This is a genomic window from Paenibacillus sp. FSL L8-0708 (assembly GCF_038009325.1).
In the GTDB taxonomy this organism is placed as follows: Bacteria; Bacillota; Bacilli; order Paenibacillales; family Paenibacillaceae; genus Paenibacillus_AQ; species Paenibacillus_AQ odorifer.
Map to the genome: position 1 here is coordinate 6,174,932 of NZ_JBBPBC010000001.1, position 15,441 is coordinate 6,190,372.

Below are 15,441 nucleotides of genomic sequence, written 5' to 3' on the forward strand. Positions count from 1 at the left end.
GCTTTTGTAGCTCTATTTCAATTTACATTTTTAAAAATGCGTCATCTAACCATTGAATACGTTTGGTTAACCAATTTATAAAATAATCCACCTCTGAATCATACGTAATCCGATCTTGCCAACCATCGGGGTTAGGCCATATGTCCATTCCCAGAACTGGCCATTTCTCAAAATTATATCTCTGAGAAAGTTCTAGTGTTGAGCTAGTTTGATTAATTAAACTAAACATAGCAGGTAGTTGATTACCTTTGATCTCTGTCCATCGTTCTTTTACACGTTGAACAAATTTCGGATCTTCGAAAAATCTGGATATCCACTCTGCATTTTTAATATAAAATTGTTCAGGGTCGTCACAATCAGCATAGTTTATATTTCCCCCACCAATGTCAAAATCCCAGAGCGGCCCCATTGATAGTTTTCCGCCTTTGTCTTTGTAGAAATAAACACTAGTTCCAAAGGCAGCATCTGCATTCTTAAAAATCTCATTGATTAAGTACCAATCGATGACAGAATCAACATCAAAATACTTATTATATCCCGTTGATATATCCGTAAAATGATCACTGTACAATGCTTTTTCAGCTTCCTCAAAATAAGTACTGATATAACTTAATTGTTGTGAATTAATCTTATTTGATTTTGGCTTTTTTATGGCAAAAACATTTTCACCAGCGATTCGTGTTGTCTGAAAATAGTTATCATCTACATCCAATCTATTTAACCAGTCTTTCTCAATCAAATATCCACCAGTTATCGACTCTTCAGATGTATCATTTGCACTCAGTTTATTAATATTTAAACGTGATTTTGATATATCTATTTTTTCCCCTATGAGATAATTCCCTAGGTATTCTCCATTTAGGAATAGATCTACATACCTCATTCTTGGGCTATACTTCATACCTATCATTTCGCCAAGATTATATGCCGTATAATTTCGCAAGAGTGTCTTATCCGCATAATTAGCAATAAGTACCCAATCTTCATCTTTTGGCATATTTAGGACGGGAGCTGAATTCGTTATAGAAACTGCATATGATTTTTTAGGCATATTCCAAGAACTGTTTCCTCTGCCCTTAATCGTGATAGCGCCATCGTACAATCCTACTCCATAGGTTTGAGTGCTTCCATCAACGATCTTCATAGCTGCGTCAATTTTATTTTCTTTATCAAGAATTGCCTGGTTAGCCTCCGTGGTAATAATTACTGCTGGCAATCCCGACTCTAGTACTTCCACAATGAGCAGATAGCTATTTACTTCTTTTCCTTCTTCAGTAACAGTTATCTCCTGTTTAGATTGGAGTTTAACTGCTTGACCTTCAGTTATTGGTATCCCATCAATAGCTAAGGTTCCGTTCGTAGTAACGAAGTTAATAATCCCATCTTCAAGCTTTGTTGACCTTGGTACAAGCAAATTAACCTGCCCCTTGGAGTTGTCAATAGAAGCTTTATATCCATTGTATACAAAACTCTTCAGGGAACCCTCAAGTTTTGCTTTTACAGTGACGTTGAAAACTTTAGATGTCAAAACCTCTTCTTTGGATATCGTAGCGGTTAATGTAACCGTTGCGTCAGGTTCTCCAAACTCTGGTCTTGTCACTTTACCCTTGGCAGAGATCACATTAGTATTATCTGAGTGCCAAATAATCAAAGTATTATTTAATCCTTTTGTAGGTAAATAAACATCTCCGGTTACTGAACTTGTATCTCCTAAATCCAAGGCTTCTTTAGCGGCAAGAAGATCACTTGAAATAGTGTCAAACCGAATGGATTTTACGATAATCACAAAATCTTTTGTGACTTGAATGTTACCTTTTGTAAGCGTCGCGTTCAAGACAACATCCCTATCCACTGATTCTAACCTGTAAATATGACCACTCTCGCTAACAATCTCTGGATTTTGAGAGGTCCAGACAATACTAATACCATCCTGGGTCATAGTTGGCAAAATCAAATTCTGCGTAACCTGACTAGTATCTCCTAAGGTGAATACCAGCTTTGCCTCCTGTAAGGCAAGACGATCATCTTCATCCACTTCTACTTGTTGTTTAGCTTTAATAATCACTTCAAACTGCTTGTTAACTGAAAATCCCCCTTTGACTATCGTAGCCGTTAATAAAACGCTAACATCAGGTTCTCCTAACCCAGGACGACTGATAGTACCGTTAGCTTGTAAAACTTCAGGATTAGAAGAATTCCACGATATAGTAGTTTCATTTAAGCCTTTAGAGGGTAATACTAAATTGCTCATGACATTTTCTGAGTCAATTTCAAGTAACAATGCTGATTTAGCTTGTAAAACATCCTCTTCATCTGGATCAACAATACTTTCTGACCCTCCTCCACTACCACTACCACTACCACTACCACTACCACTACCACTACCACTACCACTATCGCTACCACCACCACTGGCTCCGCCCACTACAGCGCCAGTATTAAGTTGCGTATTTTTCAGGGTTGGGGTTATACCCTCTAGCAATTCCAGTTTCTTCGGTGTAAACTCAAATGATACATTATTAACTTCGACCTTCGCATAATCTATCTCGCCTTCACCAGATAAATTAATTCCTGCTTTGATAAGCATCTTCGAAATTGTAGTACCTTTATCAAGAATAAGAATATAAGGAAGTTTATTAGGAGAGCTTAAGGGATTAATAACTTCTAAATGATCTATATTTCCGTTAGTAAAATTCACTCTCGTATTAACTGAAGCTAGCTCGACCTTTTTATAATTTCCAGCCAACTTGATTAAATGATCTGCTGCATTGTTTACAACCTTGATATTATCAATGTTTCCATTATCGGACTGTATAATTGCCCCACTGTAAAGCTCTCCACTAGGGATATGTGTACTCCCTGTAGTCAAAACTCTAACCTTACCGTTTTGTTTTGCAACCGACAGTTTACCCTCTACAGTAGAATCATTGAGCTTAATGCTGTTTTCTCCACCGCCCCGTACATATATATCCCCTTTAATAGTTACGTGATCCAAAGTAACATCACCTGCACCAATTCCTTCAACAAGATACAGATCACCCTGAATTGTCGTATTACTAAATGTAACGTTAGGGGTATTCACCACTACGTTATTTTTGTACATCGTGCTATAAGTTCCTTCTTTTGTAATTATTTCTCCGGATATATTATTTAATATCGTCAGTGCCTCTGCAAAGGTAACTTGGTCACCTGGTCTTAAGGTTTTATCAGGAAAACCAGAGAGAAATCCTTTATTTATAGCATATGTAAGATTGTCATAGGCATAGGGAGCAATTTTTTTATAATCCACAAATTTTTTAAGCGAATTCTGATCTGCTTCACTATACTGAAAATCAAACGCTTTACTGATTAATGTCATCGCTTCTTGACGTGTTACTTTTTGTTCCGCTCCAGCCTCTAACTGACCTTTTGAATTCATAATGCCTTTTAAATATCCAGCATTAACAGCTTTCTCAACATCCTTTTGATACCACGCATTAATAGGGATGTCCACAAATTCAGTAGATGTTGTATCTTCATAACCAAAAACATTGTTTATCAATGCAATTAATTCTCCACGTGTGACTCGCTGATCAGGTGAAATCGAGATATTCTCATTAATATCTAGCAATCCCTTTTCATTCCATGTGGCGATGGTTTGAGCTGCCCAGTGTTGTCTTTCAACAGTGTTTTTTGCTAATGCTGGCATTGAATACGTAAAAATAAGTAATAAACAAAGCATACCTATAAAATATTTGTGTTTCTTTGGGGCTATCATTCTGTATTCTCCTTTTCCTTATATCATTACTATTACTATACAAGACTATTGGTATATACTATAGGTTTTTTTTACCATATTAAATAAGTACATATTCTTTTCATACATATAAATATAAGTAAAAAAGCACCCCCCCAAAAGCCCTATCCAGATAAACATGTAGATTATCTGATGGAACCTCAGGGGAAGTGCTATGGTCAAGAGAATATGAATATTCTCGTGTAGGCCTGTGTTTGTATTAACGCTTCTTCAAGCCGTCCGCCAATGCGTATCCAACCTTCCAGATATCGCCTGCGCCCATCGTAATCACTAGGTCACCTGGGGCAATACGAGGTTTCAGATCAGCAAGCACATCTTCTTTGGTTGGCAGATGTCTTGCACCAGCGTTACTGTTCTGCACAATAAGCTCAACCAGCTTCGCAGATGTAACCCCCTCAATCTGCTTCTCACCTGCCGGAGAGTAGATGTCGGTGATGATCACCTCATCTGCTTCGCTAAAGGCACGGCTGAAGGCATCTAGCAGGAAGAACGTACGTGTATACCGCTGAGGCTGGAATACGGCAATAATCCGTTTCCCCGTTGCCTTAGCAGCACTGATTGTCGCCTGAATTTCAGTTGGGTGATGCGCATAATCATCGATGACCAGAATGTCATCGACTTCTCCGAGCACTTGAAAACGGCGCTTCGCACCATGGAATTTCACGATCGCTTCAGCGATTTTTTCAAAAGAGATTCCTGACTTCAAACAAGCGATAACCGCAGCCATTGAATTATACAGATTGTACTGGCCTGGCACGGATAGTTCAATTTGTCCCAATACTACGCCATTATGGTTCATCGTATACGAAACCTGACGGTCGCCAAGAACGATGTCTGTGGCAATATAATCTGCAGTCTTCGACTTGATGCCGTAAGTAATCACCTTACCTGACACTTCAGGCAATAAAGAAATCACGTTCTCGTCATCTGCACACACAATCGCAGTGCCGTCTTCACGGGTCTGGTTCATAAACTGTACATAAGCAGCCTTGAGACGGTTAAAATCTCCGCCGTAATTCTCCAAGTGATCTGCTTCCACATTCGTGACAATTCCAAGCCAAGGGTGATAGTGCAAGAAAGAGCCATCACTCTCATCCGCTTCCGCCACTACATAATCGCCTTGTCCTGCCTTTGCATTCGTACCGACGTTCATAATCTCTCCGCCGATAATATACGTAGGATCAACTTCACACTCTTCCATTACAAGTGCGATCATAGAGGATGTAGTTGTTTTACCATGCGCTCCGGCAACGGCTACCCCTTTACGTTCGTTCAATAAACGGGCTAACATTTGTGAGCGGTGCAGAATTGGAATCTTAAGACGCTCTGCTTCTACCCATTCCACATTATCGCTGGACAAAGCCGTTGAGTACACGACCAGATCCGCACCTTTTACTTGTTCTGCTGTATGCCCAATATAAATCTTGGCACCTTTAGCAATCAATTTATCCGTCAATTCTTGGGCAGCCACATCGGAGCCCGTAACCGTATATCCCATTTCTAGCATTACTCGGGCAATCGCGCTCATACCGTAGCCGCCGATCCCTATAAAATGCACGCGTTCAGTAGTATCCAACAGTCGTCACCAGCCTTTTTCAGTATCGGGTTGCTGCAAAAGTGTACCGCGCACGTCAGAAATCAAATACAGCGTACCAGATACGACGGCAAGGTCATCCTCCGCTGTAATCGACTTCAGTTGTTGCAGCGCTTTTCCCCAATTATGTTCTACTATGATTACCAAGTTTTCCTTGGCATATTTATCCCGCAGACTTTCTGCGATAACCTGCAGATTCTCCGCGTCCATTTTGTTCTGGAAATCCGGTTCGGTCAGGATGAGCGTATCCACTATAGGCAGTATATGCTTAAAGTAGGATTCATGATGCTTATTTGCCATCATTCCCATAAGTAAATTTAATTCACCGTATTTATAGAGCTGTGGCAGGCTTTTGGCAAGGCTCTCCGCGCCTTCCGGATTATGTGCTCCATCCAGTACGATCCTCGGAGATTTACTTACCTCTTCCAGCCTTCCAGCCCAAAATGCATGACGCAATCCTTCCAGAACATCTTCATCCTCTAACATGAACGCCATATACTGGCGCAAAACTTCAAGAACCATCATGGCTCCCGCCGCATTGCTAATCTGGTGTTCGCCTTTCATCACAATCCCAAGTTCAAGCGAACGGAAGGGACCCTTAAAGTTAAAGGTCTGCACATCCCCATGGATTCCAGTAGCTTCATAGCTAAAATCTTCTCCGGCAAGATAAAGAGTAGAGCGGCAAGCCGCCGCTTTCTCCTTGAGTACAGCCACGACTTCCGGTTGATTTACGCAGCTAACAACAGGTACACCGGGTTTGATAATTCCGGCTTTCTCCATTGCAACCTTCTCAAGTGTATCTCCCAGAATATCCATATGGTCATGGCCGACATTTGTAATCACCGACACGATCGGAGTAACGATGTTCGTTACATCCAGCCTTCCCCCAAGCCCAGTCTCCCATACGACAACATCCGGACAAGAAACACCCGCAAAAAATAGAATGGCCACAGCTGTAGTTACCTCAAACATCGTTGGTGAGCCAAATTCCGTTTCTGCAATCTCATCTACCAAAGGACGAAGGGTATTCACTAGCTCAAGAAGAGTTTCTTCAGGAATGTCCGTATTATTATATTGGAACCTGTTCGTGAACTTCGTAATATACGGAGACGTGAAGGTGCCGACAGAATAGCCGCTTTGCAAAAGTGCGCTTGTCAAAAAAGCACAGGTGGAGCCTTTGCCGTTGGTACCCGCCACATGAATAAATTTCAGCCGACGGTGCGGGTTTCCCAGCTTGTCCATCAACATCTCAATTCTGTCTAAACCTGGCCGGATTCCAAAAGGAATCAGGCCCTTGATCCAGTTAACCGCTTCGGTATATGTCGCAAGAGGGGCGGTGCTCCCGCCCCGATTTAGGTCATCCATGTCTCTTATCCTCTCAGCTCTGCTATGCGGGCAAGTACTTTCTCACGTTTGGCAGAATAATCTGCCTGCTTCGCCTGCTCCTCTTCGATAACTTTTGCGGGAGCTTTGGCCACGAAGCCCTGATTGCTCAACTTTTTCTCTACGCGTTCTACTTCGCTGTTCAGCGTCTGCACTTCTTTTTCCAGACGAGCGATTTCTTGTTCAATATCAATCAGCCCCGACAAAGGCAGAAGCAGTTCCGCTCCCGTTACTACAGCGGACATTACCTTGTCTGGCGTTTCCGGATTCAGGCCAGCTTCGAAAGAAGAGGTATTGCAGAAACGTCCGATGTAGTTGTCGTTACGAGTAATGATGCTCAGCGTTTCCTCATTGCTCGCTTTAATAATCAAATCAACCTTTTTGCTCATCGGTACATTTACTTCAGCACGGATATTACGAACTGCCCGGATTACATCCATCAGCAGGTTCATTTCCGCTACCGCTTGCGGGTTCTCCAGAGCAGCATCATACTCAGGCCAAGCAGCCAAAGTAATTGTCTCTCCTTCATGCGGCAGATGCTGCCAGATTTCCTCCGAAATAAACGGCATAAACGGATGGATCAAGCGCATGGTGCGGTCGAGTACATAAGCAAGTACGGACTGTGTCTTCGCTTTGGCTGCGGCATCCGTTCCGTAAAGCGACAGCTTCGCGAACTCAATATACCAGTCACACAAATCGTCCCAAATGAAGTTGTACAGCTGGCGGCCGGTCTCGCCGAACTCGTACGAGTCAATTAGACGCGTAATTTCACGAGAAGTTTCGTTCAGGCGGTGTAAAATCCAACGGTCAGCCGTAGTTAGCTCACCAGTAATGTCAATATTCTCGAAGCTAACTCCTTCAAGATTCATGAGGGCGAAGCGTGACGCATTCCAGATCTTATTAGCGAAATTACGCGCCTGCTCTACCTTTTCCCAGCGGAAGCGTAAATCCTGACCCGCTGTGCTGCCGGTAGAAATCATATAACGCATAGCATCTGCGCCATACTTCTCGATAACCTCAAGCGGATCTACACCGTTTCCGAGTGATTTGGACATTTTTTGTCCTTCAGCATCCCGTACCAAACCATGCATCAATACGTCCGAGAATGGTTTCTCTCCGGTGAATTCCAGTGCCGAGAAGATCATCCGCGCTACCCAGAAATAAATAATATCGTAGCCCGTTACGAGCACATCGTTCGGATAGTAACGTTTGAAATCTGCACTGTCTTCATTCGGCCAGCCTAGGGTTGCAAACGGCCAGAGGTTGGAGCTAAACCAAGTATCCAGAACATCCTCGTCCTGTTTCAGGTCGGTTAAGCCGCTGATCCGGCGCGCTTCTTCCTCGTCATTCGCCACAACCAGCTCACCGGTAGATTCAGAATACCAAGCCGGAATACGATGCCCCCACCAAAGCTGACGGGAAATACACCAGTCGCGTACGTTTTCAATCCAGTTCAGGTAGGTTCTCTCGAACCGTTCAGGTACAAAGTTAACCCCATTACCATCCTTCTGTGCATTGATGGCAGCTTCGGCGAGGGGCTGCATCTTCACGAACCATTGTGTGGACAGGTAAGGCTCAACAACCGCTCCTGAACGTTCACTGTGTCCAACTTGATGCACATGATCTTCAATAGAGATCAGAACGCCTTGCTCCTTCAGATCCGCCGTGATGGCCTTACGGCATTCACTCCGGTCTTGACCTTTGTAAGGTCCTGCTTCTTCGTTCATCGTACCGCTCTCATCCATTACGTTGATCTGCGGCAAATTGTGCCGTTGACCTACCTCGAAGTCATTTGGATCATGAGCTGGCGTGATCTTAACCGCACCGCTACCAAACTCTTTATCTACATACTCGTCAGCGATAATTGGAATCTCCCGGCCGATAATCGGCAGGATCAGCGTTTTACCAATCAGATCTTTATAACGATCATCCTCAGGATGAACAGCAACTGCCGTATCACCCAACATCGTCTCCGGACGTGTGGTCGCTACAGTGATATGTCCACTGCCATCTTTAAGTGGGTAACGCAGGTGGTACAGATGACCGTTAACTTCCTTATATTCAACCTCGATATCCGACAACGCCGTACGAGCCGCCGGGTCCCAGTTGATGATACGTTTACCGCGATAGATCAAGCCTTTATTATAAAGCTTAACAAATACCTCGCGAACTCCCTTAGACAAACCCTCATCGAGGGTAAAACGCTCGCGGGAGTAGTCAAGGGAAAGTCCCATTTTTGCCCACTGCTCATGAATGGTGTTCGCGTATTTGTCTTTCCAATCCCACACCTGCTCCAGGAACTTCTCACGTCCGAGGTCATGTCTGGAAATCCCCTGCTCGCGCAGCTTCTGCTCTACCTTCGTTTGTGTTGCAATACCTGCGTGGTCCGTACCTGGCAACCAAAGCGTATCGAAGCCCTGCATCCGTTTAGTACGAATCAGGATATCCTGTAATGTGAAATCGAGCGCATGCCCGATGTGCAGCATTCCCGTTACGTTTGGCGGCGGGATCACAATACTATAGGCTTTAGCATCCGGACGCTGGCCTGCGCGGAAATATCCGCCCTCTGTCCAGTAGGAATACCATTTCTGTTCTGCTGCCTTCGGATCATACGTTGTTGGCATCTCGTTTTTAGATTCATTCGTAGCGGCAGCATCTGCCGCTGTTAGATGGTTTTGGTCAGCCATTCTCTGATACCTCCACTAGTTTACTTGTAGTTGCTTATAGTTGTTAATAAAGTTGCTGTATAGAGCGCACAGGTCTCTGAAAAAAACAAAAAGACCCCTCGTCTCAAAGGACGAAAGGTCATTCTTTCGCGGTACCACCTTTGTTTCGCGCCAATGAAAAATAAAACTACACTTCTTACCCTACGGATTCAGAAGCTTAGCGCGACACTCGTACAGATAACGGCTGCTACCGGCCACAACCTAACTTATCCTTCACAAATATGAAGATAAGCTCAGAAGGGCGACTCCGGGGCGACTTCGGGGGCTGTTTCCTACGGAATGTCACAGCACTTGCAATTCCGCTCTCTGAAGGGCTGACCGCCTACTCTTCCCGTTCCCAGTCTTTACTTAGATATTGCTTACTCCATAATACATTTTGAGCCCCCCCTAGTCAACCTGGATACGCCTTTGCAGCGGGACTTTAGGCTGAATTTCGACTTATTTCTTCTGAAGCATCCCTTCCAACAAAGAAACAGCAAAAATCCCGATCCTAATACCTGATCGGGATTCACCTATTCATGTGTGTACGCATCACGATTCGATTACGGGATGTACAACACTTGACCTTCCTCTACACTCTGCCCGGATAAGCGATTATACATTACCAGTTCCCGCGCACTTAGCTGATACTTCTCTGCTATGGTATCCAGTGTTTCTTCACGCTGCACAATACACAGCCGAACTTTGCGGAACATGTTAGCTCCATCCGCGCTGGCAATGAATCTGCTCTTCCATTCCGTATTATTGCCAACCTCTGGAACGTCCACTGCTGCAGATGTGTTTGCATCCGACTGCAGAGCTTCCTGCTCTTTACGGACACGACTGGAGCTTAGTAAAGAGGAGAAGGTGAGATGTTCTTTTTCCGGAATTTCTGCTTCTTTTTTGCTGCCCAAGGCGATCTTAAGATCTTGTTTCTCCTCATGAGAAGCCACACTCTCTTGTGAAACAAAAACTTCGTTCGCATTCTCATTAATCGGCGCAGTATTCTCTTCTTGCTTAGGAAGCGCATTATTAGCCTCATTTTCAGAAGCGAACACAGGGATATCCTGAATTGCATCTGCACTAACGGCTGGAACAGCGGTCTCTCTAGGAGTAAAATATTCCTCTGCCGACTGTTGGTTCTCTTCGCTCACATAGCTTGCTTGATTCAGCTGAGACACCTCAACCTCTTTGTTCTGGGCCTCGGCTTTAAACCAGTAATCGGATAAACCCGCTTTAGCATCCTCAACTTGGGACTCCAGACTATGTGTCCGTGCTTTAGCTCCCTTGTCCTTCTCCTGACCGGATGAGAAATTGACTACAGGGGACGTATGAGCGGCTCCACTTGAGACTAATGATTCTTCTGCTTCCTGTTCATTCGCTTCGGCATGCTCATGTTCTTCTACAGCAACCTGTGAGGCATCCTCACCAAAGGTCCACTGAGAATTTTCATAAAGTGCATCATTTTCCTGTTCTTGTAGCTCCGTAGTAGCTTCTACCCTGTCATCATTCACAGGAGAATAGGCGACTGTATACTCCTCTTGCTGCCAGGCTGGTTGAGGTTGAGGGTCCGCACCACCGATCCCCCGCAGCGATAATACGCCTGTTATATTCACAGTGCGCATCGTGAGCAGATCGATATCAAAATTCTCAATCTCTACCCCAATATCTTCAATCGAGCTGACGCGTGTAAGCGGAACAGTGATTTCCACGGGAATGGCATGCTCCAGACGTTGTGTTCGGCCATCTTCACTCCGGTAAAGCCCGGTAAGCAACAGCTGACCATATAACTCGGCACGATCCTCCCGCTGAATCACCTGAATTTCCGGAAGTAGTTCAACCTCCTCCAGCTCAGCTATTCCCGGAAGCTCTTCCGAAAGGTGAATGCGTTCGTAAATATCAAACCGCAAGCCGTGGGACTGATCAAACACGGGATATGTCCTCCTTCTTGGCATAATCTAACCCTGAGACAGGCCCAGAGCATAAGCCCAAAATGTTACTCCCCACATGTATATGCTTCAAACAGAGAGGCATGACAACTTTGGTAGTACTAACCGGACAGGATGCTAATAAATTTCATGAATTTAAGAGCTCACCAAACCTTCAGCCTGCTGATAGATGCACTACTTCGTAAGAACAAAGTATTATATGCTGCTTTTATTAATAAGACATGGATAGATGTTTTTTTTCTGAAAAAATAGAAAAAGAACAGCAGAACCAGCTTTTGCTGATTCTACTGTTCCTTAGCCACTTACGTATCTGTCAGGGTGCTTCAGACAGCAGCTCTCGCAGCTGCAGCATATCCTCCGGCCACGGATCGCTGACTTCCAGCTGTTCTCCGCTCCAAGGATGGCGGAAGGACAATGCCTCGCCATGCAGGGCATGGCGGCCGGCAGCGCTGGAAGCCCAAACCGGACCGCCATATAGTTCATCCCCATACAAGGGATGACCCATATGGCTGAGATGAACGCGAATCTGATGCGTCCGTCCAGTCTCCAGCTGCACATGCACCAGGCTTCCGCCATGCAGTGCCTCGCGCTCGATGATTCGCGTCACGGCAGATTGTCCGCCGGGCGAGACCCGTCTGCGCGCAGCGTGATGCCGATCGCGCCCAATCGGGGCATCGATCACCTTAAGCGCAGGCGGCACGATGCCTTCAACGATCGCGGCGTAGTGCCGCGAGATGCTTTTTTCACGCATATTCTCGTCCAGGACTAACTGTGCGAACTCATTTTTCGCATACATCACCGGACCCGTTGTATCTTTGTCCAAGCGGTGAATATGGCGCACAGCCACATTTTCGCCGGAAGTGATATAATGCGCAGCTACGAGGTGATCCAGAGTTACACCTGTTCCACTGCCATCGGGATGTACCGCCAGCCCAGCTGGTTTATGAGCTACCAGGCAAAAATCATCCTCATACAGCACCTCAAGCTCTTCCCATATCGGTTCAAGCCCCGCTTCACGATCGGGAAAAAGCGCCAGCCGAAGCCGGTCGCCTTTCCACTGAATGCCTCCCTCGCGGCGTAACCGCAGATGAAGTTTCTCGGGCATGCCTACAGTTTCTAACAGCCACTTGTCAATCGTTGCCTGCGTATCCTCGGCTCCAGTAATGATTTTGCCGGGTGTTACCTCCAGCCACTCTCCACGCCGGGTCCAAGCGCCACCACCGGTTCTTTCTCCGGCTCCGATGCTCAAAGGGCCTTCAGGGCATTATAATGGCCCTCAATGGTATCATCAATATCTTGTTCACTATGTGCAGCCGATATGAACATCCCCTCAAACTGTGAAGGTGGCACACTGATGCCTTGGTTTACCATATGACCAAAATAACGACGGAAAAGATCCGTGTCACTGGACTTAGCCGTTTCAAAATTGATTACAGGTCCTTCAGTAAAGAATGGGCAAACCATCGATCCCACCCGGTTGATAGTGAGCGGAATGCCAGTCTCAATTGAATTCTTTTTCAAACCCGCTTCCAGACGTGCACCCAATTGTTCCAGACGATCATATACTTCCGGGGTCAACAGCTTGAGCGTAATATATCCGGCTGCCATCGCCAATGGATTACCACTAAGTGTGCCCGCCTGATAAATCGGTCCAGTAGGAGCGATTTGCTCCATGATCTCTCTTTTGCCGCCATAAGCACCCACTGGAAGTCCGCCGCCGATAACTTTGCCAAAACAAGTAATATCCGGAGTAATCCCGAACAAGCCTTGAGCACAGCCACGATTAACACGGAAGCCTGTCATAACCTCATCAAAAATAAGCAGCGAACCATTGTCAGAAGTTAATTTACGAAGCCCTTCCAGGAAGCCTGGAAGCGGTGGAACCACGCCCATGTTGCCGGCAATCGGCTCTACGATCACTGCGGCAATCTCATTGCCAAAACGTTCGAAAGCAATCTGAGTGGACTCCAAATCATTGTAAGGAACCGTAATGGTATTCATTGCAACGCCTTCTGGGACACCCGGGCTATCCGGCAAGCCCAATGTAGCTACACCAGAGCCAGCCTTAATAAGCAGACTATCGGCGTGACCGTGGTAGGAGCCTTCGAACTTCAAGATTTTGCTGCGCCCAGTGTAACCACGTGCCAAACGAATCGCGCTCATCGTAGCTTCCGTTCCAGAGTTAACCATGCGTACGATATCTACAGATGCCACTCGTTCAACAACGGTTTTTGCCATTTCCGTTTCCAGTAGCGTTGGAGCGCCAAAGCTTGTCCCTTTTACCGCTGTCTCCTGCAATGCCTTCACAACCTCAGGATGCGCATGACCCATAATCAGTGGACCCCATGAGAGCACATAGTCGATAAAGCTGTTGCCGTCGATATCAAAAATACGCGAACCTATCCCATGATCCACATAAATCGGAGTCAGACCTACGGATTTAAACGCCCGTACAGGGCTGTTCACCCCGCCGGGAATATATTGTTTTGCTTCATCAAAAGCCTTCCGGGACGCTTCCTCTTTACGCGCCATTGGCACATTACTCATGTATCTTCACTCCTATTCTCTTCTTGGTTACACAAGCTTGTACAAACATTTATTAGCTGCCGCGATGTCGGTGTGATGAAGATTAGCCGCGCAGCCAGCGGGCTGCATCTTTTGCAAAATAAGTAATAATAATGTCCGCACCAGCACGTTTCATGCCCGTCAGCATTTCCAGCACAACGGCTTGCTCGTCGATCCAGCCTTGCAGTGCCGCTGCTTTTACCATGGAATATTCTCCACTCACATTATAAGCCACCAAAGGAAGATCAAACTGATCACGAATCGTACGAATCACATCTAGGTAAGCCAGAGCTGGCTTCACCATTAACATATCCGCGCCTTCCAGCACATCGGATTCTGCTTCACGGAGTGCTTCGCGCAGATTGGCAGGGTCCATTTGATATGTTTTGCGATTCCCGAACTGTGGTGCTGAATCCGCTGCTTCGCGGAAAGGGCCATAAAACGCCGAAGCATATTTGACCGAATACGACATAATCGGCACATGCTCAAAGCCGTTCTCATCAAGTCCCGCACGAATTGCGTGAACAAATCCATCCATCATGTTGGAAGGGGCGATAATATCTGCTCCAGCTTTTGCTTGGGATACCGCCGTACGAGTCAAAAGCTCCAGCGAGGCATCGTTGATAACATCGCCATGGACCACACCATTCACCGTATGCGTATGCACCATTCCACAATGTCCGTGATCCGTAAATTCACAAAGGCAGGTATCTGCAACGACCAACAGCTCTGGGTACCACTGCTTGATCAAGCGAGTAGCCTCTTGCACAATTCCATCCTCTGCAAAACCGGAAGAACCGATAGCATCCTTCGTCTCAGGAATCCCGAACAACAATACTGCCGGGATGCCTAGTGCGGCAATCTCGTCCACTTCTGCTTTTAACGTATCCAGCGAAAAATGATACACACCCGGCATCGAGCTAATCTCATTCTTCACACCTGTTCCATAAGTCACAAAAATAGGCTGTACCATATCCAGCACATTCAGTATCGTCTCCCGAACCATGCCACGAATTCCAGCAGAACCGCGCAAACGACGGTGACGTGTAATTGGAAAGCTCATTTGTTCATCCTCCTGAAAAATAAAATATAAAACCAAATTATGTGTCTGGCAGCAAACTACAACTAGCCACAGCCAAGTCTAAATTAGCCGCAACCAAACCGCCGACCACAGGCTAACTACGTATAGTTGTAGTTTGTGCAACTATCTCGATGTTTTGTCCTAATTGTAAGCTTTAGTTGCATTCTCTACAGTTATTTATTACAAAAGTGCGAAGATTCCTCATTTAGCGGATATTTAATTGCACATACTACAACTAAACTCGACTTTAGCTGATATATAGAAAATTTAATTGTATGAAGTACAACTAAACCTAAACCTCAAGCAGATCTGCTCACATTAACCTACTGCATATTCTCTACATACCTGTTAGTTTACAACCAAATATT

8 protein-coding genes are annotated in these 15,441 nt (G+C 45.4%); all 8 read right to left on the reverse strand.

Translation table 11 applies throughout. The features are described 5' to 3' along the window. Nucleotides 1-22: 22 nt before the first annotated feature. The 8 genes from NYE58_RS29150 to hemB all read right to left on the reverse strand — a co-directional run bounded on the left by NYE58_RS29150 (nucleotide 23) and on the right by hemB (nucleotide 15,055). Nucleotides 23-3,757 carry an immunoglobulin-like domain-containing protein gene (locus NYE58_RS29150; protein WP_341003668.1) on the reverse strand — a complete coding sequence of 1,245 codons (3,735 nt, stop codon included), beginning with the start codon at nucleotides 3,755-3,757 and terminating at the stop codon, nucleotides 23-25. Nucleotides 3,758-3,995: 238 nt separating this feature from the next. Beyond that, the gene (gene murC, locus NYE58_RS29155; RefSeq protein ID WP_036685137.1) at nucleotides 3,996-5,372 is read right to left on the reverse strand and encodes a UDP-N-acetylmuramate--L-alanine ligase; all 1,377 of its coding nucleotides are present in this window, start codon (nucleotides 5,370-5,372) and stop codon (nucleotides 3,996-3,998) included. 6 nt (nucleotides 5,373-5,378) lie between these two features. Next, complete coding sequence (locus NYE58_RS29160) at nucleotides 5,379-6,755, reverse strand: bifunctional folylpolyglutamate synthase/dihydrofolate synthase (RefSeq protein WP_341003669.1); 1,377 nt, start codon at nucleotides 6,753-6,755, stop codon at nucleotides 5,379-5,381. A 5-nt stretch (nucleotides 6,756-6,760) separates the two neighbouring features. Continuing rightward, nucleotides 6,761-9,460, reverse strand: a complete 2,700-nt coding sequence (locus NYE58_RS29165) for a valine--tRNA ligase (RefSeq protein WP_076219617.1) — start codon at nucleotides 9,458-9,460, stop codon at nucleotides 6,761-6,763. A 581-nt stretch (nucleotides 9,461-10,041) separates the two neighbouring features. Beyond that, nucleotides 10,042-11,409, reverse strand: a complete 1,368-nt coding sequence (locus NYE58_RS29170; RefSeq protein ID WP_076277493.1) for a LysM peptidoglycan-binding domain-containing protein — start codon at nucleotides 11,407-11,409, stop codon at nucleotides 10,042-10,044. A gap of 331 nt (nucleotides 11,410-11,740) precedes the next feature. Then, a complete protein-coding gene (locus NYE58_RS29175) occupies nucleotides 11,741-12,676 on the reverse strand; it encodes an RluA family pseudouridine synthase (protein WP_256717565.1) in 936 nt (311 codons plus the stop codon). Beyond that, nucleotides 12,673-13,974: a glutamate-1-semialdehyde 2,1-aminomutase gene (gene hemL, locus NYE58_RS29180; protein WP_445671772.1), complete on the reverse strand. Its 1,302-nt coding sequence runs from the start codon at nucleotides 13,972-13,974 to the stop codon at nucleotides 12,673-12,675. The genes NYE58_RS29175 and hemL overlap by 4 nt, the downstream gene beginning before the upstream one ends. A gap of 82 nt (nucleotides 13,975-14,056) precedes the next feature. After that, nucleotides 14,057-15,055, reverse strand: a complete 999-nt coding sequence (gene hemB / locus NYE58_RS29185; RefSeq protein WP_076129402.1) for a porphobilinogen synthase — start codon at nucleotides 15,053-15,055, stop codon at nucleotides 14,057-14,059. Nucleotides 15,056-15,441: the final 386 nt, after the last annotated feature.

What these genes read in the sequence shown, in the direction of transcription:
- NYE58_RS29150 (WP_341003668.1), bottom strand. Translation starts at nt 3,757, where the DNA reads ATGATAGCCCCAAAGAAACACAAATATTTTATAGGTATGCTTTGTTTA.
- NYE58_RS29160 (WP_341003669.1), bottom strand. Translation starts at nt 6,755, where the DNA reads ATGGATGACCTAAATCGGGGCGGGAGCACCGCCCCTCTTGCGACATAT.
- NYE58_RS29165 (WP_076219617.1), bottom strand. Translation starts at nt 9,460, where the DNA reads ATGGCTGACCAAAACCATCTAACAGCGGCAGATGCTGCCGCTACGAAT.
- hemL (WP_445671772.1), bottom strand. Translation starts at nt 13,974, where the DNA reads ATGAGTAATGTGCCAATGGCGCGTAAAGAGGAAGCGTCCCGGAAGGCT.
- hemB (WP_076129402.1), bottom strand. Translation starts at nt 15,055, where the DNA reads ATGAGCTTTCCAATTACACGTCACCGTCGTTTGCGCGGTTCTGCTGGA.